This window comes from Arthrobacter sp. Y3224055 (assembly GCF_059090825.1).
Genome location: NZ_JBNHGB010000001.1, coordinates 405,641 through 432,183 on the forward strand (window position 1 = coordinate 405,641; position 26,543 = coordinate 432,183).

Annotated in this window: 26 protein-coding genes; 8 read left to right on the forward strand and 18 right to left on the reverse strand. The window is 68.7% G+C overall.

The window, feature by feature from the left end; genetic code table 11:
• Window positions 1–168: 168 nt before the first annotated feature.
• The 3 genes from AC5RTY_RS01975 (at window position 169) to AC5RTY_RS01985 (ending at window position 3,291) form a co-directional block, all read left to right on the forward strand.
• Window positions 169–1,119 carry a 1,4-dihydroxy-2-naphthoyl-CoA synthase gene (locus AC5RTY_RS01975; RefSeq protein WP_494023277.1) on the forward strand — a complete coding sequence of 317 codons (951 nt, stop codon included), beginning with the start codon at window positions 169–171 and terminating at the stop codon, window positions 1,117–1,119.
• Window positions 1,120–1,129: 10 nt separating this feature from the next.
• Window positions 1,130–2,287: an AMP-binding protein gene (locus AC5RTY_RS01980; protein ID WP_494022402.1), complete on the forward strand. Its 1,158-nt coding sequence runs from the start codon at window positions 1,130–1,132 to the stop codon at window positions 2,285–2,287.
• 122 nt (window positions 2,288–2,409) lie between these two features.
• Window positions 2,410–3,291, forward strand: coding sequence for a 1,4-dihydroxy-2-naphthoate polyprenyltransferase (locus AC5RTY_RS01985; RefSeq protein WP_494000622.1), 882 nt, complete (start codon window positions 2,410–2,412; stop codon window positions 3,289–3,291).
• Between the two features lie 46 nt (window positions 3,292–3,337).
• On the opposite strand, the gene AC5RTY_RS01990 is transcribed toward AC5RTY_RS01985, so the two are convergent.
• Window positions 3,338–3,685, reverse strand: a complete 348-nt coding sequence (locus AC5RTY_RS01990; protein WP_494074030.1) for a DUF4229 domain-containing protein — start codon at window positions 3,683–3,685, stop codon at window positions 3,338–3,340.
• Between the two features lie 86 nt (window positions 3,686–3,771).
• Between AC5RTY_RS01990 and AC5RTY_RS01995 the strand changes: the two genes are divergently transcribed.
• Window positions 3,772–4,188, forward strand: a complete 417-nt coding sequence (locus AC5RTY_RS01995) for a PLD nuclease N-terminal domain-containing protein (RefSeq protein ID WP_494012825.1) — start codon at window positions 3,772–3,774, stop codon at window positions 4,186–4,188.
• A gap of 170 nt (window positions 4,189–4,358) precedes the next feature.
• On the opposite strand, the gene ccsB is transcribed toward AC5RTY_RS01995, so the two are convergent.
• Genes ccsB through AC5RTY_RS02020 form a run of 5 tightly spaced genes read right to left on the reverse strand, consistent with a single transcriptional unit; the run spans window position 4,359 to window position 9,299 of the window.
• Entirely contained in the window at window positions 4,359–5,405 is a 1,047-nt protein-coding gene (gene ccsB, locus AC5RTY_RS02000) for a c-type cytochrome biogenesis protein CcsB (RefSeq protein ID WP_494022400.1), read from the reverse strand.
• Between the two features lie 14 nt (window positions 5,406–5,419).
• Complete coding sequence (gene resB, locus AC5RTY_RS02005) at window positions 5,420–7,177, reverse strand: cytochrome c biogenesis protein ResB (RefSeq protein ID WP_494138872.1); 1,758 nt, start codon at window positions 7,175–7,177, stop codon at window positions 5,420–5,422.
• Window positions 7,177–7,965, reverse strand: a complete 789-nt coding sequence (locus AC5RTY_RS02010; RefSeq protein ID WP_494000626.1) for a cytochrome c biogenesis CcdA family protein — start codon at window positions 7,963–7,965, stop codon at window positions 7,177–7,179. The genes resB and AC5RTY_RS02010 overlap by 1 nt, the downstream gene beginning before the upstream one ends.
• 2 nt (window positions 7,966–7,967) lie before the next feature.
• Window positions 7,968–8,582 (reverse strand): TlpA family protein disulfide reductase, encoded by a 615-nt coding sequence (locus AC5RTY_RS02015; RefSeq protein ID WP_494000627.1) that lies wholly within the window; start codon window positions 8,580–8,582, stop codon window positions 7,968–7,970.
• 54 nt (window positions 8,583–8,636) lie between these two features.
• Entirely contained in the window at window positions 8,637–9,299 is a 663-nt protein-coding gene (locus AC5RTY_RS02020; protein ID WP_494012827.1) for a histidine phosphatase family protein, read from the reverse strand.
• Between the two features lie 236 nt (window positions 9,300–9,535).
• Between AC5RTY_RS02020 and AC5RTY_RS02025 the strand changes: the two genes are divergently transcribed.
• Window positions 9,536–10,360, forward strand: coding sequence for a hypothetical protein (locus tag AC5RTY_RS02025; protein WP_494000629.1), 825 nt, complete (start codon window positions 9,536–9,538; stop codon window positions 10,358–10,360).
• Between the two features lie 55 nt (window positions 10,361–10,415).
• On the opposite strand, the gene AC5RTY_RS02030 is transcribed toward AC5RTY_RS02025, so the two are convergent.
• Both AC5RTY_RS02030 and AC5RTY_RS02035 read right to left on the reverse strand, forming a co-directional pair.
• Window positions 10,416–11,093 carry a redox-sensing transcriptional repressor Rex gene (locus tag AC5RTY_RS02030; protein WP_494074028.1) on the reverse strand — a complete coding sequence of 226 codons (678 nt, stop codon included), beginning with the start codon at window positions 11,091–11,093 and terminating at the stop codon, window positions 10,416–10,418.
• A 166-nt stretch (window positions 11,094–11,259) separates the two neighbouring features.
• Entirely contained in the window at window positions 11,260–11,520 is a 261-nt protein-coding gene (locus tag AC5RTY_RS02035; protein ID WP_494022395.1) for a glutaredoxin family protein, read from the reverse strand.
• A gap of 65 nt (window positions 11,521–11,585) precedes the next feature.
• On the opposite strand from AC5RTY_RS02035, the gene AC5RTY_RS02040 reads away from it, so the two are divergent.
• Window positions 11,586–12,404 carry an HAD family hydrolase gene (locus tag AC5RTY_RS02040; protein WP_494000632.1) on the forward strand — a complete coding sequence of 273 codons (819 nt, stop codon included), beginning with the start codon at window positions 11,586–11,588 and terminating at the stop codon, window positions 12,402–12,404.
• Window positions 12,405–12,503: 99 nt separating this feature from the next.
• On the opposite strand, the gene AC5RTY_RS02045 is transcribed toward AC5RTY_RS02040, so the two are convergent.
• The 7 genes from AC5RTY_RS02045 to AC5RTY_RS02075 all read right to left on the reverse strand — a co-directional run bounded on the left by AC5RTY_RS02045 (window position 12,504) and on the right by AC5RTY_RS02075 (window position 19,268).
• Window positions 12,504–12,602 (reverse strand): 30S ribosomal protein bS22, encoded by a 99-nt coding sequence (locus AC5RTY_RS02045; protein ID WP_003792170.1) that lies wholly within the window; start codon window positions 12,600–12,602, stop codon window positions 12,504–12,506.
• Window positions 12,603–12,761: 159 nt separating this feature from the next.
• On the reverse strand, window positions 12,762–12,974 hold the full coding sequence (locus AC5RTY_RS02050) for a helix-turn-helix domain-containing protein (protein ID WP_493978048.1): 213 nt from the start codon (window positions 12,972–12,974) through the stop codon (window positions 12,762–12,764).
• 153 nt (window positions 12,975–13,127) lie between these two features.
• Window positions 13,128–14,282 carry a 3-deoxy-7-phosphoheptulonate synthase gene (locus AC5RTY_RS02055; protein WP_494074027.1) on the reverse strand — a complete coding sequence of 385 codons (1,155 nt, stop codon included), beginning with the start codon at window positions 14,280–14,282 and terminating at the stop codon, window positions 13,128–13,130.
• A 297-nt stretch (window positions 14,283–14,579) separates the two neighbouring features.
• Window positions 14,580–15,461: an N-acetylglucosamine kinase gene (locus tag AC5RTY_RS02060; protein ID WP_494138873.1), complete on the reverse strand. Its 882-nt coding sequence runs from the start codon at window positions 15,459–15,461 to the stop codon at window positions 14,580–14,582.
• 159 nt (window positions 15,462–15,620) lie between these two features.
• Window positions 15,621–16,961 carry an NADP-specific glutamate dehydrogenase gene (gene gdhA, locus AC5RTY_RS02065; protein ID WP_494138874.1) on the reverse strand — a complete coding sequence of 447 codons (1,341 nt, stop codon included), beginning with the start codon at window positions 16,959–16,961 and terminating at the stop codon, window positions 15,621–15,623.
• 454 nt (window positions 16,962–17,415) lie between these two features.
• Window positions 17,416–17,895, reverse strand: coding sequence for an ArsR/SmtB family transcription factor (locus AC5RTY_RS02070; RefSeq protein ID WP_494012833.1), 480 nt, complete (start codon window positions 17,893–17,895; stop codon window positions 17,416–17,418).
• Between the two features lie 170 nt (window positions 17,896–18,065).
• On the reverse strand, window positions 18,066–19,268 hold the full coding sequence (locus tag AC5RTY_RS02075; RefSeq protein WP_494025358.1) for an acetoin utilization protein AcuC: 1,203 nt from the start codon (window positions 19,266–19,268) through the stop codon (window positions 18,066–18,068).
• A 124-nt stretch (window positions 19,269–19,392) separates the two neighbouring features.
• Here AC5RTY_RS02075 and AC5RTY_RS02080 point away from each other — a divergent pair, with 124 nt between their 5' ends.
• Window positions 19,393–20,805, forward strand: a complete 1,413-nt coding sequence (locus AC5RTY_RS02080; RefSeq protein WP_494000638.1) for a TrkH family potassium uptake protein — start codon at window positions 19,393–19,395, stop codon at window positions 20,803–20,805.
• A gap of 40 nt (window positions 20,806–20,845) precedes the next feature.
• The gene (locus AC5RTY_RS02085; protein ID WP_494001300.1) at window positions 20,846–21,484 is read left to right on the forward strand and encodes a potassium channel family protein; all 639 of its coding nucleotides are present in this window, start codon (window positions 20,846–20,848) and stop codon (window positions 21,482–21,484) included.
• A 58-nt stretch (window positions 21,485–21,542) separates the two neighbouring features.
• Here AC5RTY_RS02085 and proC read toward each other — a convergent pair whose 3' ends face one another.
• From proC to topA, 3 genes are all read right to left on the reverse strand, one after another.
• Window positions 21,543–22,403: a pyrroline-5-carboxylate reductase gene (gene proC / locus AC5RTY_RS02090; protein WP_494138875.1), complete on the reverse strand. Its 861-nt coding sequence runs from the start codon at window positions 22,401–22,403 to the stop codon at window positions 21,543–21,545.
• A gap of 308 nt (window positions 22,404–22,711) precedes the next feature.
• Window positions 22,712–23,728, reverse strand: a complete 1,017-nt coding sequence (locus AC5RTY_RS02095; protein ID WP_494025356.1) for a Ppx/GppA phosphatase family protein — start codon at window positions 23,726–23,728, stop codon at window positions 22,712–22,714.
• A gap of 91 nt (window positions 23,729–23,819) precedes the next feature.
• The gene (gene topA / locus AC5RTY_RS02100) at window positions 23,820–26,540 is read right to left on the reverse strand and encodes a type I DNA topoisomerase (protein WP_494138876.1); all 2,721 of its coding nucleotides are present in this window, start codon (window positions 26,538–26,540) and stop codon (window positions 23,820–23,822) included.
• Window positions 26,541–26,543: the final 3 nt, after the last annotated feature.

The following is a 26,543-nucleotide window of genomic DNA, read 5'->3' on the forward strand; positions in this document are numbered from 1 at the left end:
TCGCTCTTTCGGAAGGAGTCAGGTTTCGAACAGCCTAGTGGAGGGGCTGCTCCCGGCGCAGCCGCGGAACGGCAACGATAAACTCGAAGGGTGACTTCCGAGAGCCCCGCCCCAGCCAGTACCGCCAACACTACCGCCGGCCACGCCGGAGTCCCGGCGCAGCCTGCCCTGCCGGAGAAGGTTTCCGACCTCTTCGACCCGGCGCGGTGGCGCGTGGTGGAAGGCTTCGACTTCCAGGACATGACCTACCACCGCCAGGTGGAGCGCGACGCAAGCGGCAACGTGGTGCGCGACCTGCCGGCGGTGCGCATCGCCTTTAACCGGCCGGAAGTGCGCAACGCCTTCCGGCCCGGCACCGTGGACGAGCTGTACCGCGCCATGGACCACGCCCGGATGACGCCCGACGTGGCCACCGTGCTGCTCACCGGCAACGGCCCCTCGCCCAAGGACGGCGGCCACTCGTTCTGCTCCGGCGGCGACCAGCGCATCCGCGGCCGCGACGGTTACCGGTACCCGGTGGAAAACGCGGCCGGCGAGTCGGCCGAATTCATCGACCCGGCCCGCGCCGGCCGGCTGCACATTCTGGAAGTCCAGCGGTTGATGCGGACCATGCCTAAGGTGGTCATCGCCGTCGTCAACGGCTGGGCCGCCGGCGGCGGACATTCCCTGCACGTGGTGTCCGACCTGACCATCGCCTCCCGGCAGCACGGCAAGTTCAAGCAGACCGACGCCACGGTCGGCAGCTTCGACGCCGGCTACGGCTCGGCACTGCTGGCGCGGCAGATCGGCCAGAAGGCCGCCCGCGAGATCTTTTTCCTGGCCCGGGAGTACTCGGCCGAGGACATGGTCCGCATGGGCGCCGTCAACGAGGCGGTGGACCATGAGCGGCTCGAGGAGGTGGCGCTGGAATACGCGGCGGACATTGCCCGGCAGTCCCCGCAGGCCATCCGGATGCTGAAGTTCGCGTTCAACCTGGCCGACGACGGACTGGCCGGCCAGCAGGTCTTCGCCGGTGAAGCCACCCGCCTGGCGTACATGACGGACGAGGCCGTCGAAGGCAAGGAAGCTTTCCTGGCCAAGCGCGACCCCGACTGGTCGTCGTTCCCCTACTACTTCTAGGGCGGGCGGCATGGACATCGAGCCGGCACTGGCAGCGCTGACCGCGGCGCTGGGCGGCGAGGGCCCCACCGTCGAACTCGCCCCGGACGGCACCCCGGTGCCGGTGTCCTCGCCCGGACTGGTTCCCGGGACCGCCGCGGTCGTGCGGACCTCGGGGTCCACCGGCACGCCCAAGGCCACCATGCTGGGGATCGACGCGCTGGCCGCGTCGTCGATGGGCACCGCCCTGCGGCTGGGCGGCGAGGGGCAGTGGCTGCTGACGCTGGCGCCGAACTACGTGGCCGGCCTCCAGGTTCTGGTCCGCTCCCTCTACGCCGGCACCCGGCCCCGGGCGATGGACCTGTCCGGCGGGTTCACCGCCCGCGCGTTCACCGACGCGGCAGCCGCCCTGACCGACCGGTTCCGGATCACCTCGCTGGTGCCCACCCAGCTGCACCGGCTGCTCGCCGCGGCGGAGCCCGAAACGCTCAAGGCGCTGCGCCGGTTCGATGCCATCCTGCTCGGCGGCGCCCGGATGCCGGAGGCGCTGCGGGCGGAGGCGGCCAAACAGTCGCTGAAGATCGTGCGCACCTACGGCATGAGCGAGACCTGCGGCGGCTGCGTGTACGACGGCGTCCCGCTCCAGGGAGTCACCCTCCGGCTGGAGCGAGGCAGGGTCCTGATCGGCGGCGACGTGGTTGCCGGGGGCTACCTGGACAATCCGCAGCTGACCGACGCCCATTTCAGCGCGTCCGGCGGCACGCGCTGGTTCCGCACCGAGGACCTCGGCGAGACGGACGACGCCGGCGCGCTGACCGTCATCGGGCGCGCGGACGACGTGCTGATCACCGGCGGCGTCAAGGTGTCCGCGGCGGCCGTCGCCGAGGCGATCGAGGGGCTGCCGGGCGTCCAGGCCGCACTGGTGGCGGGGATTGACGATCCCGAGTGGGGCACCAGAGTCTGCGCCGCCGTCGTGGGCTCCGCCGCGGAAGCGGACATCGAGGCCCGGGTGCGCCGGGCGCTGGGCGCCCCCGCCGTCCCGCGCCACCTGGTGCGCCTCGAAGCGCTGCCGCTGCTGCCCAACGGCAAGCCGGACCGGCTGGCCGTGGCCGATCTCCTGCGCCGTGCGGCGGCGGAGGCCGCCGGCCACGACCGCGGCTCGCGTGGCGGGAAACCGCCGTCGCCGTGACATCGGCCACTCCTGCGGCGACGGCTGCACCGGCCTTCCGCTTCCATGGGCGAGAATAGACCGGTGCTGCGGCTGCCCGCAGCCAACGATGCATGAACCCCCACAGGTAAGGACTCTCCACAGTGGCTACAGCCGGGCAATGGTTCGAAGGGGCACGGCCCCGCACCCTCCCGATGGCGGTCGCTCCGGTGATCATCGGCAGCGCGGCCGCCTACGACCTGGGTTCCTTCCGGCCGCTGCATGCCCTCCTCGCGGCGCTCATCGCTGTCCTGTTTCAGGTGGGCGTGAACTACGCGAACGACTATTCGGACGGCGTCCGCGGCACCGATGACGTGCGGGTGGGCCCGCTGCGGTTGACCGGGTCCGGGCTGGCCAAGCCGAAAGCGGTGAAGGCCGCCGCGTTCGCCAGCTTTGGGCTGGCCATGGTGGCCGGGCTCGCCCTGATCATCCTGTCGCAGACCTGGCCGCTGCTGCTGGTGGGCGTCGGCTGCGTGATTGCCGCCTGGGGATACACCGGCGGCAACAACCCCTACGGCTACCGGGGGCTGGGCGAAGTGTACGTGTTCCTGTTCTTCGGCATTGTGGCCACCATGGGGACCACCTACACGCAGGCCCTGCAGGTCAGCTGGCCGTCCTTCCTCGGCGCGGTCGGGACCGGCCTGATCGCCACGGCACTGCTGATGGCCAACAACGTCCGCGACATCCCGACGGACCGCGAGGTGGGGAAACTGACGCTGGCCGTCCGGATGGGCGACGAGGCGGCGCGCGTCAGCTACGTCATGATGCTCGCGGTGGCGCTCCTGCTGCCGCTCATCATGGTCTACGACTTCCCGTGGATCCTGCTGGTGCTGCTGCTGGTGCCGGCGTGCCTGACGCCGAGCTGGCTGATGCTCAAGGGCAAGAAGCGCGAAAGCCTCATCCCGGTACTCAAGCAGACCGGGATGATCAACCTCGGGTTCGCCACCGCCTTCGCGCTCGGCGTGGTGCTGAGCCGGCTGTCGTAGCCGCCTCCCGGCCGGTAGCCGCGGCGGCGGCTCGCCCGAAGCCGGGTCAGCCCCGGTCCACGGGCCGGGTGCCGTCCGGCTCCTGCCCGGAGTCCCGGGTCCTGCGGTAGGAATCCACGTTCAGTTCGCCGTGCTGATCGACGGCTGCGTCCTCGGCCAGCGCGTCCGAAATCTCCGTCGAGGTCCTCGGTGCCTTGGCGCCGGCGAAGAACCGGCGCGCCAGTGCCGCCCCCGCTTCGTCCCTCATCTTGCGGAAGAACAGGTACGTGATGCACCAGCCCATGATCGCTGCGGCGAGGGCCGAGTAGACGACACCCAGCCTCAAAAACAGGCAGATGACAAAGATGACGGCCATGATGCCGAGACGCAGGGCGCTGAATTTCCAAAAAGCCACGCCTCAAGTTTACGCTGCCCGCGAGATCGTCCGGCCGGTCCGAAGATTCATCAGCCCCCGGCTTAACGCTCACCTACAATTGACTCATGGTCCGTCTCTATGTCCTGCTCGCGGTACTGGCCCTCGCGGTGGTGATCTATGCCCTCATCGAGTGCATCCGGTCGCGGCCGCACGAGGTGCGCAGTATCTCAAAACCGGGATGGATCCTCACAATCATCCTGGTGCCCCTGATCGGAGCCCTGATGTGGTTCGTGTGGGGCCGCCCCAGGACGGGCGGCCGGCAGGCCCAGCAGGCTCCCCGCCCGGTGGCCCCGGACGATGACATCGCCTTCCTGCGCACGCTCGATGCGCAGCGCCGCGCCAAACAACGTGAAGAGGAACTGAACCGCAAGGAGCAGGAGCTCAAGAAGCGCGAGGACCCCAAGCACGGCGGCGAGGACAAGCCCGCGGCCCATGACGACCGCCAGTTGAGCGAAGACGACCCGGAGAACGGCCCCCGCTAGGCGCCCGCTGACCTGACGCCGGCGTCCGGCTCCCGCAGGTCCCCGCAGGTCCCCGGACCGGCAGAAGGCCCGCCGCCCCGATGGGGCTGCGGGCCTTCTGTTGATTCGGAGGCTGCGGTCCTTTGTCTTGATTCGGGGCCGCGGCCTTCGGCCGATGCCGGCGGCTTGTCCTAGACCCCGGCGTAGCTGTGCAGGCCGGCGAAGAAGACGTTCACGATCGTGAAGTTGAAGACCACGCACAGGTAACCGACGATGGACAGCCAGGCGGCGCGGGTGCCGGTCCAGCCGCGGGTGGCGCGGGCGTGCAGGTAGCCGGCGTAGACCACCCAGATGACGAAGGTCCACACTTCCTTGGTGTCCCACCCCCAGTAACGGCCCCAGGCCTGTTCGGCCCAGATCGCGCCGAGCACCAGCGTGAAGGTCCAGAACACGAAGCCGACGGCGTTGAGCCGGTAGGCGGCGTTCTCCAGTGTCAGTGCCGAGGGAGCCAGCCGCATGAAGGCCAGCTTGTCCGCCTTGCCGGCGCGGCCGCGGGCCTCGCGTTTCGCTTGCACGAGCTGCAGCACGGACATGGCGAACGTCAACGTGAACAGCGCCGAGGCGAGCACGGCGACCGAGACGTGGATGATCAGCCAGTAGCTCTGCAGGGCGGGCACGAGGTGGGCCACCGGCGTCGGGAACCCGATGGACGCGGCAATCAGCATGACGACTACAAGGCCGATCACGAACGAGCCGAGGAAGCGAAGGTCCTTGCGGGTCAGCGCAATCAGGTAGACCACTGCCACCATCAGCGCCCCCGTGGTGCAGAACTCGTACATGTTGCCCCACGGCACGCGGTGGGCGGCCAGGCCCCGGGCCACCACGCCGGCGGCCAGGATGACGGTAGCCAGCACGCTCAGGGCCACGCCGATCCGGGCGGCGGCACGCCGTTCCTTGCCGTAGTTCATCGAGTCCGCGGCCATCTCGACGCCGGCCCCGGCGCCCGCGCCGGCCGCCCTCGCGCCTGCAGCTGTCGACGCCGCACCGGCGGCGCCGACGAGCACGCCCTGCTCGGCCGCGTCGTGCCCGGCGGCCAGCCGGTCTTCCACCGCCTTGATGGTCTTGCTGGATGTCACCAAATCCCAGCAAAAGGCGATGAAGGCGACGGTGAAGGCCATCGCACCGAGCAGGATGAACAGCTCGCTGTACTGGGCCATGGTCTGGTCAATCGTGGGCATGGGAAGAGATGTCCTTAGTGGTTGTCAACGCCGGCGGCGCTCTTGCTATTGTGCGCCCCGGGGGCGGCATCCGTCAGCCACTGGGTGCGGAAGAGTTTGCTGAGGGCGGCCGCTTCCGGGGCCAGCCGGTGGTCCTCGCCGCGGGCCAGCAGGCCCCATTCGACCATGGTGCGGCCGTCCTCGTGGGTGCCGGCCCGCACCCAGACGCGGCGGCGGCCGATGAACAGGGAGGCGCCCAGGCCGGCCAGGGCCAGCGAGGAAAACACGAGGGCACCGACCTTGCCGGGATCATGGTGGATGTCCAGCGCTGCATAGCGGACGAGGCCGTCGAACGTGACGCTGCCCATCCCGTTGGGCAGTTCCGCGGTTTCGTAGGCGGCGAGTTCGATGCCCCCGTCCTCCTGGTTGCGGTCGTTGAGGACGGTCAGCTCGGTCGTGTCCAGGACGTAGACGTTCTTGGGGTCGCCGTTGTCCAGGCCCAGGTCCCCGTAGTAGGAGTTCAGGTACAACCGGGGATTCATGGGATCGGGGTCGCTGCCGTAGGCCACCCCGTCTTCGCCCTCCATCGCGGTCGGCAGGAAGAACCCCACGAAGCCCAGCTGTTCCGGCTGCGCGTCCGGCGCCTTGATCACCAGCGTGGAGGTGTAGGCGCCGTCGTTCGGGATGGCGATGACGGGACCCTGGTGGGCGATGTTGCCCTCGCCGTCCCGGATGGTCACGACCGGCGCGTAGCCGTTGCCCATGAGGTACACGTTCGTTCCGCCGAGTGTCAGCGGGTGGTTTATTTTCAGCACCTGCTGCTCCTCGGGCGCCCCTGGCTCGGCGCGCACGGTCAGGGTGGCGGTGAAGTCGAGCGGCTGGCCGTAGTGGGTCGGTGATTCCCGGTCGAAGACCACATCGAACTCGTCGAGGCGCATGGAGAACGGCTCCAGCCGGTCCTCGGTGAACCCGGTTCCCGGATTGAAGGTGTCGTAGCCGATGAGCGAATTCACGAACGTTTCGCCCTCGACCAGGATCCGCTGGCCCGTGTAGCCGAACTGCCCGCCGATGGCGACGGACACCAGCACGCCGATCAGCGAGGTATGGAAGACCAGGTTGCCGATCTCCTTGGTGAAGCCGCGCTCCGCTCCGACGGAGGGCCGGTCGGTGTCCGCGTCGCGCACATCCACCCGGTACCCGCGGCGCTTCAGCAAGCGGGCGGCGTCCTCGACGGCGGAGCGGGCGGAAACGCCGGCGTCGGCGGGGACCGCCATGGACCCGTACTCGGGCAGCCGGGACAACCGGCGGGGAGTCCTGGGCGGCTGCGACCGCATGGCCTTGTAGTGCTGGATCGCGCGCGGGATGACGCAGCCGATCAGCGACAGGAAGAGCAGCAGGTAGATGGCGGAGAACCACACCGAGGAGTAGACGTCGAAGAGCTGGAAGCGGTCCAGCCACGGCCCGACCGCGGGGTTGTCCGCAATGTACTGGGTCACGACGGCGGGGTTGGCGGGGCGCTGCGGGAACAGCGAGCCGGGCACCGCGGCCACGGCCAGCAGCAGCAGCAGGAACAGCGCGGTGCGCATGCTCGTCAGCTGGGTCCAGGCCCAGCGCAGCATGCCGGCGAGACCCAGTGCGGGGACGGCAACGTCGTCCCGGCCGCGGTTGCGTTTCCGTTCGTCGGCGGGCCGGCGGTCCTTCACGGTCCGGCCGCCGCGATCCGTCCCCGGTCCGGCCGCTGCTTGGGCACCGGCTTGGTCGTGGCGTCCAGCGCCTTCGGGTGTCTGACTCATCAGATCGGGAGCCTCACTTCATTTGCAAACCAGTCCTGCAATTGCGTCACCCAGTCTCCCCATAACCCGCTGGCCATCAGCAGGCCCAAAACCACCAGCATGGCGCCGCCGGCCCGCTGCAGGAACAACCGGTGCCGGCGGAAGAACGCCATGGCGCCCATCCCCCGCCGCACGCCGAGCGCGATCAGCAGGAACGGAACCCCCAGTCCCAGGCAGTACACGAAGGCCAGGAACGCACCCTTGGCCGCATCCGCGCCTCCCGAGTAGGCCAGCGCCTGCACGGCCGAGAAGGTGGGGCCGATACAGGGCGCCCAGCCCAGCCCGAACGTCATGCCGAGGACCGGTGCCCCCCACAGCCCGGCCGGCGGCCGCGACTGGATCTTGCGGTCCCGCTGGAAGTAGGACAGCCCGCCCATGAAGATGATGCCCATGGCGACGACGACGACGCCCAGCACCTGGGTGACCCAGCCGGCTTCGCTTCCCTTCAACCAGGCTCCGAGCTGGCCGAAGATCGCCCCGATGATCACGAAGACGATGGAAAAGCCCAACACGAACAAGCCGATGCCGGCGAACATCCGGCCGCGGCGCTGGCGTTCAAGATCCACGCCGGTCAGGCCGGTGACATAGCCCAGGTAGCCGGGCACCAGCGGCAGCACGCACGGGGACAGGAAGGAGACCAGCCCGGCCAACATGGCCACGGGGATTGCCAGCAGCACGGAGCCGTTGAGCACCGTGTCGCCGAAGGCGCCGCCCACAGTCATCGGCAGCGCGGCCGTCGCCCACCCCATTGCTAGGCGGCCACTGCGTCTTTAATCAGGGCCCGGAGCGTGCCCTTGTCCGCCACGCCCAGGATCCGGGCGGCGACGCGGCCCTCCTTGTCCAGCACCAGCGTGGTGGGCACGGCCTGCGGGGGCACGTAGGCGGTCATCGCCAGCAGGACGTCGCCGTTCTTGTCCATGAAGCTGGGGTACGTCACCCCGAAGTTGCGCTCGAAGGCCTCTGCCGTGGGGCGCTCGTCCCGGATGTTGACGCCGTAGAACCGGGCGCCGTCGGCGAATTCCTCGCTCAGCGCCTGCAGGTCCGGAGCTTCCAGCCGGCAGGGCGCGCAGGAGGCGTACCAGAAGTTAAGGACCGTCACCTGGCCGGCCCAGTCGGCCGCATCGACGGTGGTGCCGTCAAAGAGCTTGGCGGTCAGCTGGACGGGTTCGCCGCGCGAGTCGGGCGCGTACTCGGTGACCGAGCCGTCGCCGGCGATGTAGTTCTTGTTGTCGCCGGCGTTGGCCTGCTGGGCCAACGGATCCTCGACGGAACAGGCGGCGAGCGACAGGGCGCCCAGCAGCCCCGCACCGACTTTGAACGCGGTACGGCGATTGAACGAACGGGGGTTATCGGCAGTCACAGTCACACTTTTCTTCGTGGGGTTGGGGGTGTCCCACTTCTACAACGCGTAGTAATTCTATTATGCTCCGGGCAGGTTCGCCGCACCGGGCAGGAGGTGGGCGCACGGCTCGGCGTAGCGCACCCCGGCGAGGCGGCCGCCGTCGAACTCCAGGGAAGTCACCGAGGCCAGCGTGCACTGGCGGCGGCGGGGATCATGCCAGAGCCGTTTGCCCTCGGCGGCCAGCCGGGTCACCCAGATGGGGAGCTGGTGGCTGACCAGGACCGCCTCGGCGCCCTCCCCGCCGCGTTCCACGGCTATCCGGCGGGCGTCGTCGATGGCCTCGCGCATCCGGGCGGCCTGCGCCGCGTACGGCTCCCCCCAGGACGGCCGGAAGGGATTGTAGAGGTGCGGCCAGTGCCGGGGCTGGTTCAGGTGCGAGCGGATGTCCGCCAGCCCCTCGAAGTGGTTCTCGGCTTCGATGATCCGCTCGTCGGTGACGATCTCGAGGCCAAGCGCCTTGGCGGTCGGGGCCGCGGTCTCCTGGGCCCGGTCCAACGGCGAGGCCACCAGGTAGCTGATCCTGGCGCCGTCGTCGCGGCGTTCGGAAAAGTAGCCCGCGGCACACTCGGCCATTTCCTGGCCCAGCGCGGACAGCCTGAAGCTCGGCAGCCTGCCGTAAAGCACGCGGTCGGGGTTGTGGACCTCGCCGTGGCGGAGCAGGTGGACGGTAGCTTCGGGCATGGGTACAAGTGTCTCAAACCGCCGGTGTTTGCCCAAAAGCCCCGCTGTCCGCCCGTGGGGGTGTAGTGTCTGGCCCCGCCGGCTGGCCGGGAAGAAAATCATCCTTCCGGCCGACCGTCGCGGCACTGGCCTGCATTGTAGTGTTGCCTTAACAGCTGCCAAGCACCTCTGCGGCCGGCGCGCAGGCCGGCCGCACCGAGGGCGACCCGTGTGGATGAGATGAAAAGGAACCGGCCATGAGCACCCCAGTAAACGAACCGAACCAGCCCGGTGACGGGGAGGGCCGGCCCGGAGGCCAGGAACAGCCCCGGTACGGGCAGAACCTGCCGCAATACGGCCAGAACGCGCCTCAGCAGCCCGGCTCGGAGCAGCCTCCCTACGGGCAAAACGCCCCGCAGTACGGACAGTACGGGCAGAACCCGCCGCAGTCCGGACCCCAGTATGGACAACAGTACGGGCAGCAGCCCTACGGCCAGGGCCAGCAGGGGCAGTCCCCGTACGGCCAGCAGTACGGGCAGTCCCCGTACGGCTACCAGAACGCCGTGCCCGGCCAGTACGGCTACCCCGGCGGGCAGGCGCAGACCGCCGCCAAACCCACGGCGCCGCGCGAGGTCGTCATTGCCTTCTGGTTGATCATTGCTGCCGCCGTGCTGACCGCCATTGAAATGCTGACGGAACTGGCGAATCTGGACGGCACCATGGCGATGGTGCTCAACGACCCGTCGGTCCGCGAAGCCCTGGGCGAGCAGGGCGGCCAGTTCTCCGACGCCGAGCTGGCGGAAATGATGAGCGGTACGGCAGGAGTGTTCATCGTCATCACCGCGGTGATCGCCGTCGGGCTGTACCTGATGGTGGCCTTCGGCGTGAAGGCGGGCAAGAACTGGGCCCGCATCACCGGGGCGGTGTTCGCCGCGCTCTCGCTGTTCGGACTCTTCAACATCTGGTTCGGCACCTTGTCCGTGCTGCTGGGCATCGCGGCGATCGTGCTGCTGTTCCTGCCGGCGTCGAACAGGTTCTTCCAGGCCACCAAGGCGCACAAGTTCGGCGTCTACGGCCGCTGACCGGGAGCGGGTTCCGGCCGCCTGACGGCCGGAACCCGGCGGGGCGCAGCAGTGTTCAGCCGTGCTCCGTCGTCTGCGCCCGTTGCGCGTGGTACGCCAGGATCTGCAGTTCGGTGGCCATGTCCACCTTGCGCAGCTGCACGGATGGCGGAACCTGCAGCACCGCCGGCGCGAAGCTGAGAATGCTCGTGACGCCGGCTTCGACGAGCCGGTCGCAGAGCCCCTGGGCCGCGCCGGCGGGCACGGCCAGGACCGCCATGTTGGTGCCGGTCTGGCGCAGGATAAGTTCCAAGTCACCGATCGGGCTGACGCGCATCCCGGAGACCTCCGACCCGATGACCTGCGGATCCGCGTCGAAGAGCGCCACGACTCCGAAGCCCTTGGTGGTGAATCCGGAGTAACCGGCCAGGGCCCGGCCCAGGTTGCCGATGCCGACAATCGCGACTTTCCAGTCCTGGGTGAGCCCCAGGGCCGCGGCAATCTCCTGGCCGACCAGCCGCACGTCGTAGCCCACGCCGCGGGTACCGAACGACCCGAGGTAGGAAAGGTCCTTGCGCAGGGTGGGCGGGCTCACGCCGGCGGCCTCGGCCAGTTGCTCGGACGATATGCGTTCCGTGCCCTCGGACACCAGCGAATTCAGGGCCCGGAGGTAGATGGTCAGGCGTGCGAGCGCGGCCGGCGGGATCTCGTGGCCGGATGGCTTGGCAGCCTCGGTATCCGGGAGGTGGGTCACTGTTGTCGCTCCGATGCCTGCTGCGGGGCTCCGGCCGTGCCGTTTCCAGCCGTTCCGGGTCCTGGGTGCCGCCGGCGGCTGTCCAACCGCAGGCTTGTGTCCCCCCAAGATTAAGCTCCCCCGCGCCGCTCTCCAACTCCTGTGACGCCGGCCGGGCCGCCCCGGACTACTGTGTGAGCAGCCGTCGCAGCCGGTCCGGATCGATGTGCCAGAAGTCCCGCTGGACGCCGTCGATCATGACCACGGGGATCTCCTCGGCGAAGCGCCGTTCGAGCTCGGGGTCCTCGAGGATGTTCTTCTCTTCCCAGGCGAGACCGAGCTCCCCCGCAACGCTCCCGACGGTCTCCCGTGCCGCCTGGCACAGATGGCAGCCGGGTTTGGTCAGCAGCACCAGTTCGTGCCCGGGGCGCGTGTCGGATCCAGTCATGCCTTCCACGGTAGCGGCCGGTGGCGCTGAACGGACAATCTCCGGCGCCTCGTTAGACTCGAAGCATGCCCAAGACCGCCGCCGGCCATGCACAGCGCGCCTCGGTCTCCACGGACCCGGGGACGGAAGCGGCATTTTTCGACGTCGACAACACCCTGATGCGCGGCGCCAGCCTGTTCCACGTGGCCCGCAAGATGTATCAGAGCGGCGCCTTCCGGATGCGCGACGCTGCCGGTTTCGGCTTCAAACAGGCCCGCTTCCTGATGCGGGGTGAGAACCTCAAGGACATCCAGTCGATCCGCGACACGGCACTGGCCCTTGCCACCGGCCTGCTGAGCGACGACGTCAAACAACTGGGCGACGAGGTCTACGACGAAGTCATCGCCTCCAAGATCTGGCCCGGGACCAGGGCCCTGGCGGACCAACACCTGCGGGTGGGCCGCAAGGTCTGGCTGGTCACGGCCACGCCGGTTGAAGTGGCCGCCGTCATCGCCGACCGGCTGGGCCTGACGGGCGCCCTGGGCACGGTGGGTGAAACCGAAGACGGCGCCTACACCGGACGACTCATCGGGGACATCCTGCACGGGCCGGCCAAGGCTATCGCGGTCGAGGAGTTGGCCATCCGCCAAGGCTTGGACCTGGCGCGCTGCTGGGCCTATAGCGACTCCTACAACGACGTCCCGCTGCTGACCCTGGTGGGCAACCCGGTGGCGATCAACCCGGACGCCAGGCTGCGCCGGCACGCCCGGGAGAACAACTGGCCGGTCTACGACTACAGGAGCGGCCGGCGGGCGGCCACCTTGGGCCTCAAGGCCGCCACCGGTGCCGGCGCGGTCTACGGTCTCTGGCGCGGGGTCAACAGATTCCGGCGACCGGCGGCGTAACGGCCGGACCCACGCCGGCGGGGATGAAAACCGGTTAACGGCACAAGGCCCGCCAGTTTCCTGGCGGGCCTTGGAAGAAAAGGGAACCGGTTGTCGGTCCTACTTCTTGTTGCGGCGCTGGTGACGGGTCTTGCGAAGCAGCTTACGGTGCTTCTTCTTGGCCATACGCTTGCGGCGCTTCTTGATAACTGAACCCACGAGTCCCTCATTCACTGATAGTTTCGTCAGCTGCCGGTGCCCGGCGGGGCACACGTCAACTCACGGTTTTCGACGATGACGTAAAACGTTCCTTAACAGGGTACCGCCTCCGCGCCCCCCGCTTTGACCGCCGGACGGCAGCCGGCCCACTCCGGAGCGTCAGGCCGTCCCGGTCTCCCGGTCGATCACGGCGCCACGCAGGTACTCCTCCACGGCCGATTCGGGCACCCGATAGGAACGTCCAAAGCGCACGGCGGGCATCTCGCCCGAATGCACCAAGCGGTAAACGGTCATCTTGGACACGCGCATGACCGCGGCCACTTCCGACACCGTCAAGAAGCGCACACTCGAGAAATTGTTCTCGTCAGCCATTACGCACTGTTCCTTTACTGTAAGCAACACCGGCGGCGTGCCGCCTTGCCCCGCCCCAACAACCGTCTTCCTAGATACTTTAGAGGCTGTTGTGGCAAAAGTGAAAGTGCACACTGTAGCTTAAGCATTTTAACCAAGCACGGCCTTTTACCCTCAGGCCGCTTTCGTGGCGCGATTCCCCGCGGCCGAGGCCAGCTGGGCCAGCACATCCGCCGTGACGTCCCACTCCATGCAGGCATCCGTGACACTCTGCCCGTAAACCAACGCCGCTCCCCCGCCGTCCTGGGACACCTCCAGTTTCTGTGCCCCGCCCACCAGGAAGCTCTCCAGCATCAGGCCGGCGATGGCGCTGCCGCCAGCTTCGACCTGCGCGGCGATCTCCAGCGCCACCTCGGCTTGGCGGTGGTGGCTCTTGCCACTGTTGGCGTGGCTGGCGTCCACGATCAACCGCGGATTCAGGCCGGCTTCCGCCAGCGCCGCGGACGCCGCCGCCACCTCTTGGGCTCCGTAGTTCGGGCCGCTTGCGCCGCCGCGCAGGATCACGTGGGCGTCGGGGTTGCCGTTGGTGGAGACCAGCGCCGCCCGTCCCTCGCCGTCGATCCCCAGGAACACCTGTGCCGCGGCCGCTGCGTGGCAGGCGTCGAGCGCAACCTGCAGCCCGCCGTCCGTACCGTTCTTGAACCCCACCGGCATGGAGAGCCCCGAGACCAACTGGCGGTGGATCTGGCTTTCGGTGGTGCGCGCACCGATCGCTCCCCAGCTGACCAGGTCCGCCAGGTACTGCGGGCTGATCGGTTCCAGGAACTCCGTGGCCACCGGCAGGCCGAGCTCCGCCACCTCCAGCAGGAACGTCCGCGCCAGCCGCAGGCCGGCGGCGATGTCATGGGAGCCGTCCAGCCGCGGGTCGTTGATCAGCCCCTTCCAGCCCACCGTGGTCCGCGGCTTCTCGAAGTACGTGCGCATCACGATCAGCAGCTCTTCGCGGTGCTCACGTGCCACCTGCGCCAGGCGGCGCGCGTAGTCCAGGCCCGCCGCGGTGTCGTGGATCGAGCACGGTCCCACGATCACCAGGAGCCGGTCGTCCACCCCGTCCATGACCGCCCGGACGTCCTCCCGGCCGCGGGCGACGACGGCGGCCGCCTCGGCGGTCAAGGGCTGTTCCTGCAGCACCTCGCCCGGTGACGGCAGCGGGCTGAAGCCGCCCACCCGCAGGTTGTTCGTGCTGCGCGGCGAGGCCGGGTCGGCGGCCTCGACGCCGGCCGGCGTCGGCGCTTCGGTTTCCAAAAGCTGGTTGGCTGCTGAATTCATGGTCGGTGTCCCGTCTGTTGGCGGCGGGACTTCGCTACAGAACCCGCCGGAGAAATGGCGAAGGGCAGAGAATCATCTCTGCCCTGTTGGCTCTGAAGGTTGGTATGCGTAGGCGCTAAGCGGTTACGTCAGGCCCCTCCAGAGCCAACGCAAAATACGCATACCAACGAGTCGTCATACCCGGAACTGTACGCCCGATCCGCGGGGGAAGGAAAACGCGGGCCCGGGACATGACAGATTATGACGACGGCGGGGCGCCCGGTCCCTACAGCCGCAGGTGTGGGGCGCCGGCCGCGCTCAGGCCAGGCCGGCCAGCACATCGATGCCGAAGACCGGCTCCCGGTCCAGCGTGCGGAGGTCTGCGATCCCGTGCGGTTCCAGTGCGGCGGCGAGCGAGCGTTGGAACCGCGGGACGTTCATGCCCAGCCCGCCGCCGAGCACCACCGGGCCGCCCATGCCCAGCCGCCGGGCGACCAGGGCAATCTGGCCGGCCAGGTCGGCGGCCGCGCGGTCGACGATCGCCTCTGCCGCCGGATCGGCGCTGTCGGCGGCGGCCACCACCAGGCGGGACTTGCCCGCCCAAAACCGCCGGTCGGTTTTCGCCGAGTGGAACAGCGCTATCAGCTCGGCCGGCTCCTGCAGCCCGCAGTCGTCCAGCAGCAGGTCCGTGAGCCGGTCCCGCCGCAGGCCCGCATCCAGGCGGGCGAGTGCGTGCCGGACGGCTTCCCGCCCCAGCCAGTAGCCGCTGCCCTCATCGCCCAACAGGTGCCCCCAGCCGCCGGCGCGGACCTCAAGCCCGGCCTCGTTGATGCCCCACACGGACGATCCGGTTCCTGCGACCACGCCGATCCCGGTGCGGAGGCGTCCGGCGGCGAGTACAAGGCGGGTGTCGTGGACAACATGGACGACCGCCCCGGGGGCCAGCGGGGCGATCAGGGCGCGCAGCGCCGCGGCGTCGCCCTCGGTGTCGATCCCGCCCGCCCCTGCATAGACCGCCGTGATCGCTGGCGCGCCGAGCCGGCCGAAGACCTCGGCCAGGGCCGCGGCGGCCTGCGCGGGGCTGGCGTTCTGCACGTTGGCGCTGCCCGCCGTGGCTTCGGCGACCGGCAAGCCGTCGTCCAGCCGGATGCCGTGTGTCTTGCTGCCGCCGATGTCCAGCCCGATGAGTCTTTGCACCATGGGGTGAGCTTACTCGGGGCGTCCCGCCGCCGCGGAGGCCGGGCCGGAACGTCCGTCAAGCCTGCCCGGACCCAGCGGATGACCCGTGCACCACAACGAAACGGTGCCCGCCGTGGCGGGCACCGTCGTCGTCATCAGTGCTTGGCTGTGTGGGCTGCCTTAGATGAGGCCCAGGGCGAGCATGGCGTCGGCTACCTTTTTGAAGCCGGAGATGTTCGCGCCCGCCACGTAGTTGCCGGGCATGCCGTATTCCTCGGCGGTCTCGGCGCAGCGGTCGTGGATGCCGACCATGATGTCCGCCAGGCGCTGCTCCGTGTACTCGAAGGTCCAGGCGTCGCGGCTGGCGTTCTGCTGCATCTCCAGGGCGGAGGTGGCCACGCCGCCGGCATTCGCGGCCTTGCCCGGGCCGAACAGCAGGCCCGCGTCCTGGAAGATGGAGGCCGCTTCGCTCGTGCACGGCATGTTGGCGCCCTCGGCGACGGCGACCAGCCCGGACTCCACCAGGCGCCGGGCGGATTTCTCGTCCAGCTCGTTCTGCGTGGCGCACGGCAGCGCCACAGTGCAGTCGACGTCCCAGATGTTGCCGTCGGCCACGTAGTGCACGGCAGAGCCGCGGCGCTCGGCGTACTCCGAAATGCGGCCCCGCTCGACTTCCTTGATCTGGCGCAGCAGTTCGACGTCGATGCCGGCCTCGTCGACGATGTAGCCGCCGGAGTCGGAGGCGGTGACGACCGTGGCGCCGAGTTCCTGCGCCTTTTCGACGGCGTTGATGGCCACGTTGCCGGAGCCGGAGATGGCCACGCGCTGCCCGTCCAGGCTCTGCCCGCGGGTCTTGAGCATTTCCTGCGCGAACAGCACCGCGCCGTACCCGGTGGCTTCGGGTCGGACCAGCGAGCCGCCCCAGCCGATGCCCTTGCCGGTGAGGACGCCTGACTCGTAGCGGTTGGTGATGCGCTTGTACTGGCCGAACAGGTAGCCGATTTCGCGCGTGCCCACGCCCATGTCCCCGGCCGGAACGTCGGTGTATTCGCCGATGTGGCGGTAGAGCTCCGTCATGAAGGACTGGCAGAAGCGCATGACCTCGCCGTCGGACCGGCCGCGCGGATCGAAATCGGAGCCGCCCTTGCCGCCGCCGATGGGCATGCCGGTCAAGGCATTCTTGAAGATCTGCTCGAAGCCGAGGAACTTGATGATGCCCAGGTAGACCGAGGGGTGGAAGCGCAGGCCGCCCTTGTAGGGGCCAAGCGCGGAGTTGAACTCCACGCGGAAGCCGCGGTTGATCTGGACGTTGCCGGCGTCGTCCACCCAGGGCACGCGGAAGATGATCTGGCGTTCGGGCTCGCAAATGCGCTGCAGGATGGCGGCGTCGGAATATTCGGGGTGCCGGGCGGACAGCGGCTCGAGGGTTTCGAAGACTTCGGTGACGGCCTGGTGGAATTCCGTTTCGCCTGGGTTGCGCCGGAAGACTTCGTCGCGGACTTCAAGCAGGTGGGCATCCATGGGTGCGTCCCTTCACTAGCTGACGTATGGGGGCACTCAGGTTGCTGCGGGCCCTCACACAGAAAACCATAAGAAGCGGGATCTAAGAAACACACCTGACACATCGCCGAACCGCCTCGTAACGCGCCGGACGGCGGTACAGTCCGCCGGTTTGTCGCACTGAACCGGTCAGTTCCGGCACCGCTGGGCGCGGTGGCGGGGCGGAAAGTGCCGGCCGTCACGGGCAAACGCGCCCGCCCGTCGGGACCCGAATGTGCGGCTCCTCACGGCCCGGGGGCCCTCCGCGTCCCGCACGGGTGGCCCCTCTGGTACTCCGCCGGGCTGCCGCCTCGTGGGCCGCCGGGCTCCTCCGGGCGTCGTCTGAGTCCAGGCCGGGCTGCCGCGCGCAACGGCTCCGGGGTCGCCGGGCACCGGCACCCGGGGCCGCCGCTCACATCGGCACCGTGGCCGCCACTCAGCCGCGGCGGCGGCGCGGCAGTTTGGGCAGATGCGCGAAGATGTCCGCGGCCTTGGTCGTCGCCTTGTTGGCCGCCTGGCCGAGCGACCGGCTGAGGTTGGCGGGAACCGGAACCTCGAGGCTCCGCCCCGTCACCGCATGCGCGGGTTCCTGCGGGGCGACGACGGCGGCTGCCACCGCGGGCGACACTGGCCCCGCCTCGGCGGCGGGCAGGACATCGACCCCGAACCCGATGATCCAGTCGGCCACATGCTGCAGCGGCCCGGTCTGCAGCGAGTAGTAGCGCTTCTGGCCCTGGGCGCGCATGGACACGAGTCCGGCTTCGCGCAGCACCTTCAGGTGCTTGGAGACGGTCGGCTGGCTCACCTCCAGCTCTTCGACCAGTTCGCCAACCGCCTTGTCGCCGTCACGGAGCGAGCCGAGTATGTCCCGGCGGGTACCTTCGGCAATCACTGCAAAGACATCATCGATGGCCATTGCATTACCCTAACCGCATATATGCTCCGGGGCACACCCCCGGCGTTGGTCCCGGCGCCGGGCAGGGCAGAATCTCTATACGGGGTTCAGTGGACGACTGCGTCTGGCGCGGCCGCCCGGCCAGGGTCTGCCGCCCCACCCGCTGGGGGCCTGGCGAACCCAGTAACGGCCTAGTCGAACCAGGGATCGAGCCCGTGGTAGGGGAAAATTTCCTTGCGGGTGGCCATCACGGTGCGGTCCACGCCGTCGTTGGGGTCATAGCCGACCTCCCACGAGCGCCACCACAGGTCGGCGTCGTCGCCCATGTACAGCGGTGCCTGCTGGCCGTACCGCACCTCGACGTAGTCATGCCAGGACTGCGGCACCTCGCTGTGCAACGGAATGGCCCTGCCGGAAACAATGGCGAGCATGTGCGTCCAGGACCGGGGCACCACATTGAAGACGTCGTAGCCGCCGCCGCCCGTGGCGATCCAGCGGTCGCCGCAGACCTCGCGCGCCAGGTCGGCCGTGTCCAGCATCATTTGCCGCTGGGCATCCACGCTCAGCCGAAGACTGCTCAGCAGGTCGCGGGCATGGTTGTCGCAGCCGTGCTGGCTGACGATCACTTCGGGGGCGAAGGCCCTGACCAGCTGCGGCACCACCGCGTGGAAGGCCCGCAGGAAGGCGGCGTCGCCGGAGCGGGGCGGCATGGCGACGTTGACGGAACTGCCCGGCGCTTCCGGGCCCCCGCTCTCGTTCGCGAAGCCCGTCCCCGGGAACAGGTGGGTGCCGGTTTCATGCAGGGAGATGGTCAGCACCCGCGGGTCGTTGTAGAAGATCGACTGGACGCCGTCGCCGTGGTGCGCGTCGACGTCGACGTACGCCACCCTCTGCACGCCGTTATCCAGCAGGTGCTGGATGGCCAGGGCGCAATCGTTGTAGATGCAGAACCCGCTGGCCTTGCCGCGCGCGGCGTGGTGCATGCCGCCGGCGAAGTTCACCGCATGCAGCGCAGAGCCGTCCAGGATCGCGGCCGCGGACTGCAGCGAGGCCCCGGCGATTCGGGCGCTGGCGGTGTGCATGCCCGGAAACACCGGATCGTCTTCCGTGCCCAGGCCCCGCTCGTCGTCGATGGCGTCCGGGTCTTCGCTGACCGCCTTCACGGCGGCCACGTAGGCCGGGTCGTGCACGGTCTGCAGCGCCGCGTCGCCGGCGATTTCGGCTGCGGCCAGCGTGACGTTCGGGCGGTGGAAGATGGCGAATTCGTCAGCCAGCCTGGCCGTCAGGTCCAACCGGATCGGGGACATGGGATGATGCGCGCCGAAATTGTAGGCCAAGACGGATTCACTCCACACCGCCAGAGTGGGAACCGCGGGAACTGGGGTCGCTGACATCACAGACAGGCTACGCGAAACCACCGGTGCGCGCGCATTCTTCCCGCGCCCCGTGCGATCAATTGATGATTTACTACTGCAAGGAGCAAGTCAGCGATTTCGGAGCCGGACAGAAGCGATCGGGATGACCAGACAGCAGCCGTCATGGCTAGCCGGGCGGGAACACGAACGATTCTCGCTTTTGCGCACGCTCCGCGACTTCGTGGACAGCGTTGCCAACAGTTCCCCGGCACGGCTGGCGCTGATCGTCTACGTGGCGGTGATCCTGGTCTTCACCGGGCTGCTGTCGTTGCCCGCCGCGGCCCGCGACGGGGTCATCACGCCGCTGCACGACGCCTTCTTCACGGCAGTCTCGGCCGTCTGCGTCACGGGCTTGACCGTGGTGTCCACCGCCGGCCACTGGACCTTCCTCGGCCAGGCCGTGATCCTGCTGGGCATCTTCATCGGCGGCCTCGGCACGCTGACGCTGGCCTCGCTGCTGGCGCTCATGGTGAGCAAGCGGCTGGGCGTGCGCGGCAAGCTGATCGCCCAGTCCGCCATGAGCAACGCGGGCCGCCTGGGCGAGGTCGGCGCGCTGCTGCGCATCGTGATCACCACCTCGGTGATCATCGAGGTGGTGCTCGCCCTGGTGCTGATCCCCCGTTTCCTGATGCTCGGCGAATCCTTTCCCCAGGCCGCCTGGCACGGCATCTTCTATGCCATCTCGGCGTTCAACAATGCGGGGTTCACCCCGCACTCCGATGGCCTGGTCCCCTACGAGACCGACGAGTGGATCCTGCTGCCGCTGATGGTCGGCGGGTTCCTGGGCAGCCTCGGGTTCCCGGTGGTCATGGTGCTCCTGGAGCGCGGTTGGCGCTTCAGCAAATGGAACCTGCACACCAAGCTCACGGTCGAGGTGTCCCTGATCCTGCTGGTGGTAGGCGCCCTGGTCTGGGGCGCCATGGAGTGGAGCAACCCGGAGACCCTGGGCGGCATGAGCACCTGGGACAAGGTCCTGCACGCAACGTTCGCGTCCGTGATGACCCGCTCGCTCGGCTTCAACCTGGTGGACATGAACGACATCGAGCCGTCCACCATGCTCTTTTCCGATGCCCTGATGTTCGCCGGCGGTGGTTCCGCCTCGACCGCGGGCGGCATCAAGGTCACGACCATCGCGATCGTGTTCCTCGCCATCGCAGCCGAGGCCCGCGGCGACCGGGACGTGAAGGTCCATGGCCGGACCATCCCCGAAGGCGCCATGCGGGTGGCCATCTCGGTGATCGTCATGGGTGCCACGTTGGTGGCCTTCGCCGCCGGCCTGCTGCTGGCCCTCACCGGCGAAAGCCTGGACCGAGTGCTGTTCGAGGTCATTTCCGCGTTCGCCACCGTCGGGCTCAGCACCAACCTGAGCGCCGAGCTGCCGCCCGAGGGCAAATATGTGCTCTGCGCCCTGATGTTCGCCGGCCGCGTCGGCACCATCACGTTGGCCGCCGCCCTGGCGCTGCGCGAACGCCGCCAGCTGTTCCACTACCCCGAAGAGAGGCCCATCATTGGCTGACAAGTCCGCATCGAACAGACGTCCCGCCCACAACGCCCCCGTGCTGGTGGTCGGTCTGGGCCGCTTCGGTTCCTCGACCGCGGAACAACTGGTCAAGCAGGGCCGCGAGGTGCTGGCGATCGAACGTGATCCGGCCCTGGTGCAGAAGTGGTCGGGGCAGTTGACCCACGTGGTGGAGGCCGACGCCACGAACATCGACGCGCTGCGCCAACTGGGCGCCCAGGAGTTCAGCTCCGCCGTCGTCGGTGTCGGCACCTCGATCGAGTCCTCGGTGCTGATCACCGTGAACCTGGTGGACCTGGGCATCGAGCACCTCTGGGTCAAGGCCATCACACCGTCGCACGGCAAGATCCTCTCGCGCATCGGCGCCAACCATGTCATCTACCCGGAGGCCGACGCCGGCCGCCGCGCCGCGCACCTGGTGGGCGGCCGGATGCTGGACTTCATCGAGTTCGACGACGGTTTCGCCATCGTCAAGATGTACCCGCCGAAGGAGACCCAGGGCTTCACGCTGGGTGAGTCGCAGGTGCGCTCCAGGTACGGCGTCACGGTGGTGGGCGTGAAGTCGCCCGGCGAAGACTTCACCTATGCGCGGCCCGAAACCAAGGTCTCCAGCCGGGACATGCTGATCGTCTCCGGGCACGTGGACCTGCTGGAGCGTTTCGCGGCCCGCCCGTAGGGGGGCCGCCCGTAGCGGGGCCGCCCGCAAGTCCAGCGGACCCAGGCCCCCTTACGGCTCAGGCCAGCTCGCGCGACAGTTCGGCCGCCCGTTCGGCAGCGGCCGCGGCACCGCGCGCGATCACCTGCGGCAGCCCGTCGTCGTCGAAGGAGGCGATGGCGCGTTCCGTGGTGCCGTTCGGGCTGGTGACGGCACGGCGCATGGCCCCCGGGTCGGCATCCGGCGCGGCGAGCATGATGCCCGCGCCGGCCACGGTCTCGCGGGCCAGCGTCATCGACAGCTCCGGTTCCAGGCCCAGCTCCACGCCGGCGGCGGCCATCGCTTCGGCCAGGTAGAAAGCATAGGCGGGGCCGGAACCGCTGACCGCGGACACCGCGTCCAGCTGGTGTTCCGGAACCACGACGACGGTGCCGGCGCCGGCGAATACTTCGCGGGCGGCCTCCAGCTGGGCATCGCTCACGTGGCTGCCGGCGGAGACCCCGACCGCCCCGCGGCGCACCTTGAGCGGCGTGTTGGGCATGCTGCGCACCAGCGGCTGGCCTTCCGGCAGGGCAGCTTCCATGGCGGCAACGGTGACTGCCGCGGCCACGGAAACCACGACGGTCCGCTTATCCAGAGCCGGCGCAATGGTCCGGCACAGTTCCGCGATGCCCGCCGGCTTCACCCCCAGCACGGCTACGTCGGCGCCCAGCACCGCATGGGCGTTGGCCCCCGGGTCGTCTTGTTCCGCCAGCACCGTCAGGCCGGGATAACGTCCGCGCAGTTCCGCGGCGCGTTCGCTGCGGCGCACCGTCGCCGTCACGTTTTCTGCCGGTGTTCCGGAGGCCAGCAGCCCGGCCAGGATGGCCTCGTTCATGGACCCACAGCCCAGGAAAGCGATGCGGCGTGCGGTTGGTGTTTCCGTGGCGTCAGCAGTCATGTCTGCCATTGAATCATGGTGCCGTCATCCGGCGCGTGCTGCCGTTCGGGCGCCCGCGCACACCCGCGGGGAAGAACTCACAGGTGCCGTTCAGGTGTTTAACGGCGTTGTCCCAAGGTCCCCGTCTAGTGTCTTAAACACCTCATCAAGGTGCGAGTGATGATGGACCGGATCTGCTGGTTCCGGTCTAGGCGCCGGCGAACAGCGGTTGACTCCCCCAACCGACCGCAACGTTCGCCGGCGTCGCCATTTAAGCCCTCCACCGTAGCCCCGCCGCGTGACGTGTCCGCGGTTTTGCGCCGCGGCTGCTAACTGCCCACCTTCTCGACGGCGGGGGCCGGCTCCAGCGCCTGCCGCACCAGCATGGTGCCCACGGGACTGACCGGGGCGTCGCTGTCGTAGAGCAGGTGATCGAAGCGTTTGAGGATCAGCCCCTCGCGCAGCGCCCACGGGCAGATCTGCAGCGTCTCGGTCTCAAACATCTCCATCGCCGCCTCGGCGACCATCGCCCCGGCGAGCAGTTGTGGCGCCCGCACCATCGAGACACCCGGAAGATTGACACGGTCGCTGACCGGCATGGCGGCCAGCCGCCGCGTCCACAGGGACAGGTCCGTGCGGTGCAGTTCCCGCCGCACGTACGGGCCGGCGGCCGAGGGTGCGGCCCCGGCGATCCGTGCCAGCGAGCGGAAGGTCTTGGAGGTTCCGACCACCATGTCCGGCCGGCCGTGGGCAGAAATTTCTTCGACCGCGGGAGCCAGCGTCTCGCGGATATACCCGTACAGGTCCTTGATGCTCTTCACGCTCGGGGGGTCCTCGGGCAGCCACTCCCGGGTCAGCCGGCCCGCTCCCAGCGGCACCGACACGGCGTGTTCGGGCAGTTCGTCATGGCCGATGGCCATCTCGAAGGAGCCGCCGCCGATGTCCAGGTCCAGGATGGTGCCCGACCCCCAGCCGTACCAGCGGCGGACGGCCACCAGGGTCATGCCGGCCTCCTCGGGGCCGGTCAGCTCCTGCAGCGTGACATTGGCTTCCGCCTTGACCCGGTCCAATACTGCCCTGCCGTTGGTCGCTTCGCGGATGGCGGAGGTGCAGAAGGCCAGCATGTCTTCGGCTCCGTGCAGCCCGGCGAACCGCCAGGCCTCTCGGATAAAGCCGATGAGTTCCTGCTGGCCCTCTTCGCTGATACTGCCGTCGGCATCCAGATACGCCACCAGCGACAGCGGCCGCTTGTGCGAGGCGAATGGCACCGGCCGGGCACCCGGGCGGGCATCCACCAACAACAAATGCACCGTGTTGGAACCGATGTCGAGAACGCCCAGACGCATGTTCATATTATGCAGGCCTGCGGCACGGGCACCGCAAACGGGCACCGGGTCCGGCCCCCACCGCGGCGGGCGGCGGCGGCCGGGGCGGCCGCTACTTCTTGGCGGCGGCCTTGCGCCGTACCGGCTTCTTCGCCGCCGGTTTCGCCGGTCCCTTCGCGCGCTTCTCCGCCAGCAGTTCGATGGCCTGCTCGCGTGTCAGCTCTTCGATGCTGGTGGCGCGCGGCACCGTGATGTTCGTGACGCCGTCGGTGATGTAGGGGCCGAACCGGCCGTCCTTGACCACGATGTTCTTCTCCGACACCGGGTCCACGCCAAACTCGGCCAGCGGTGCGGCAGCGGTGCGGCCGCCCCGGGTCTTCGGCTGCGCGTAGATCTCCAGCGCCTGTTCCAGCGTGATGGTGAAGATTTCCTCCTCGGAGCCGATCGACCGTGAATCGCTGCCCTTCTTCAGGTACGGGCCGAAGCGTCCGTTCTGCACGGTGATTTCGGTGCCCTCGGCATCGGTGCCAAGCACCCGCGGCAGGCTCAGCAGCTTCAGCGCGTCCTCGAGGGTGACGGTGTCCACGCTCATCGACTTGAACAGGGAACCGGTGCGAGGCCTGACCTTGGTGGGCTTCTTCGGCGGCTTGGGCTTGCCGTTCTTGTAATACTCCACCGGCTGCGCGGCCAGTTCCTCGGCCGTCGGCTCATGGATCACTTCGGTGACGTAGGCGCCGTAACGGCCTTCCTTGGCCACGATCGTCCGGCCGGTCTCCGGGTCCTTTCCAAGCTCGCGCTCGCCAGGCCCCTGGGTTTCCATCAGCTCGAGGGCTTTCTCCGGGGTCAGCTCGTCCGGAGCCAGGTCGTCGGGGACATTGGCCCGCTCCGGCTCCTCGCCGTCGCCCTCGCCGTTGCGTTCCAGATACGGGCCGAACTTGCCCACCCGCAGGGTGATTCCCTCGGCAATCTCGATCGAATTAATCCGGCGCGGGTCGATTTCGCCCAGGTCGTTTACCACGGTGTTCAGGCCGGTTTCCTTGCGGTCCCCGTAGTAGAAGCCGGAGAGCCACTCGGTCCGGCTGGCCTCGCCGCGGGCAATGCGGTCCAGGTCCTCTTCGAGTTCCGCCGTGAAGTCATAGTCGACGTAGTCGCTGAAGTACTCCTCCAGCAGCCGTACCACGGAGAACGCGATCCAGCTCGGAACCAGGGCGGAGCCGCGGGTGCGGACGTAGCCGCGGTCCATGATGGTGGAGATGGTGGCGGCGTAGGTGGACGGACGGCCGATGCCGCGGTCTTCCAGCGTCTTGATCAGCGATGCTTCGGTGTAGCGCGGCGGTGCCGATGTCTCGTGCCCCACGGCGTCGACCGCCTGCGCGTCCAGCGCGTCGCCCTTGGCGAGGTTCGGCAGGCGCCCGCCGGTGGCATCGTCCTCGTCCTCGCGTCCGGCGTCCTTGCCCTCCTCATAGGCGGCCAGGAAACCGGGGAACGTGATGACGGTGCCGGATGCGGTGAACTCCGCGTCCCGCCCGTCCCCGGCCGTGGCGCCGAGCCGCACGGTCGACGTCGATCCCTTGGCGTCGGCCATCTGCGAGGCCACCGTGCGTTTCCAGACCAGCTCGTACAGCCGGTACTCGTCGCCGGAAAGCTGGCTGCGCACCTGGCCGGGCGTGCGGAAAGAATCACCGGCGGGCCGGATGGCTTCGTGGGCTTCCTGGGCGTTCTTGTCCTTGCCCTTGTAAACGCGGCGGGCATCCGGGACATACTCGGGCCCGTACAGCTCGGAGGCCTGGCGCCGCGCGGCGTTCACGGCCTGATCGCTTAGCGCCGGCGAGTCGGTACGCATATAGGTGATGTAGCCGTTTTCGTACAGCTTCTGCGCCACCTGCATGGTCGAGCGCGCGGAGAACCGAAGCTTGCGGGCCGCCTCCTGTTGCAGGGTGGAGGTGGTGAACGGCGCCGCCGGCCGGCGGGTGTAGGGCTTGTTCTCTACCGCGCGGACGGAGAAGCTGGCGCTGCGCAGGGAGTCTGCCAGCGCGGTGGCGGCCGCCTCGTCCAAATGGACGGCGGAGCGGGCCTTGAGTTGGCCCAGATCGTTGAAGTCCTTGCCGGCGGCGACCCGGCTGCCGTCGACCGAGACCAGCTTCGCCTTGAACACCCCGCCCTTGGCCGCGTCCTCCGGCGCCACGGTTGCCACCAGGTCCCAGTAGGAGGCCGCCCGGAACGCCATCCGCTCGCGCTCGCGCTCGACGACCAGTCGGGTAGCCACGGACTGCACGCGTCCGGCGGAGAGCCCCGCCTTGACCTTGCGCCAGAGCACCGGCGAGAGTTCGTAGCCGAAGAGCCGGTCCACGATCCGGCGGGTCTCCTGGGCGTCGACCAGGTCGGTGTCCACCTCGCGGACCTCGGTCAGGGCGCGCTGCAGGGCTTCGCGGGTAATCTCGCTGAACGTCATGCGGTGCACGGGCACCTTGGGCTGCAGCACCTGCAGCAGATGCCACGCGATGGCTTCGCCCTCGCGGTCACCGTCAGTTGCCAGATAGAGTTCGTCGGCGTCCTTGAGCATCGACTTGAGCTCGGACACCTTTTTCTTCTTGTCCGGAGACACCACGTAATACGGCTCGAAATCGTTCTCGATATCCACCGCGAACTTGCCGACCGACGTCTTTTTCAGCTCGGCCGGCAGATCGGAGGGCTGGGGCAGGTCACGGATGTGCCCCATGGAAGCCGTGACCTCAAAGCCCTCGCCGAGGTACCCGGCGATGGTTTTGCCCTTGGCCGGGGACTCGACGATGACGAGTTTCTTACCGGTTTTTTCGCGGGCCTTGGCTGGCACTGT

Excerpts from the sequence above, each read along its gene's own strand:
- AC5RTY_RS01980 (WP_494022402.1), top strand. The coding sequence starts at position 1,130 with ATGGACATCGAGCCGGCACTGGCAGCGCTGACCGCGGCGCTGGGCGGC.
- AC5RTY_RS01995 (WP_494012825.1), top strand. The coding sequence starts at position 3,772 with ATGGTCCGTCTCTATGTCCTGCTCGCGGTACTGGCCCTCGCGGTGGTG.
- ccsB (WP_494022400.1), bottom strand. The coding sequence starts at position 5,405 with ATGCCCACGATTGACCAGACCATGGCCCAGTACAGCGAGCTGTTCATC.
- resB (WP_494138872.1), bottom strand. The coding sequence starts at position 7,177 with ATGAGTCAGACACCCGAAGGCGCTGGACGCCACGACCAAGCCGGTGCC.
- AC5RTY_RS02010 (WP_494000626.1), bottom strand. The coding sequence starts at position 7,965 with ATGGGGTGGGCGACGGCCGCGCTGCCGATGACTGTGGGCGGCGCCTTC.
- AC5RTY_RS02020 (WP_494012827.1), bottom strand. The coding sequence starts at position 9,299 with ATGCCCGAAGCTACCGTCCACCTGCTCCGCCACGGCGAGGTCCACAAC.
- AC5RTY_RS02025 (WP_494000629.1), top strand. The coding sequence starts at position 9,536 with ATGAGCACCCCAGTAAACGAACCGAACCAGCCCGGTGACGGGGAGGGC.
- AC5RTY_RS02035 (WP_494022395.1), bottom strand. The coding sequence starts at position 11,520 with ATGACTGGATCCGACACGCGCCCCGGGCACGAACTGGTGCTGCTGACC.
- AC5RTY_RS02040 (WP_494000632.1), top strand. The coding sequence starts at position 11,586 with ATGCCCAAGACCGCCGCCGGCCATGCACAGCGCGCCTCGGTCTCCACG.
- AC5RTY_RS02050 (WP_493978048.1), bottom strand. The coding sequence starts at position 12,974 with ATGGCTGACGAGAACAATTTCTCGAGTGTGCGCTTCTTGACGGTGTCG.
- AC5RTY_RS02055 (WP_494074027.1), bottom strand. The coding sequence starts at position 14,282 with ATGAATTCAGCAGCCAACCAGCTTTTGGAAACCGAAGCGCCGACGCCG.
- AC5RTY_RS02060 (WP_494138873.1), bottom strand. The coding sequence starts at position 15,461 with ATGGTGCAAAGACTCATCGGGCTGGACATCGGCGGCAGCAAGACACAC.
- gdhA (WP_494138874.1), bottom strand. The coding sequence starts at position 16,961 with ATGGATGCCCACCTGCTTGAAGTCCGCGACGAAGTCTTCCGGCGCAAC.
- AC5RTY_RS02070 (WP_494012833.1), bottom strand. The coding sequence starts at position 17,895 with ATGGCCATCGATGATGTCTTTGCAGTGATTGCCGAAGGTACCCGCCGG.
- AC5RTY_RS02075 (WP_494025358.1), bottom strand. The coding sequence starts at position 19,268 with ATGTCAGCGACCCCAGTTCCCGCGGTTCCCACTCTGGCGGTGTGGAGT.
- AC5RTY_RS02080 (WP_494000638.1), top strand. The coding sequence starts at position 19,393 with ATGACCAGACAGCAGCCGTCATGGCTAGCCGGGCGGGAACACGAACGA.
- proC (WP_494138875.1), bottom strand. The coding sequence starts at position 22,403 with ATGACTGCTGACGCCACGGAAACACCAACCGCACGCCGCATCGCTTTC.
- AC5RTY_RS02095 (WP_494025356.1), bottom strand. The coding sequence starts at position 23,728 with ATGCGTCTGGGCGTTCTCGACATCGGTTCCAACACGGTGCATTTGTTG.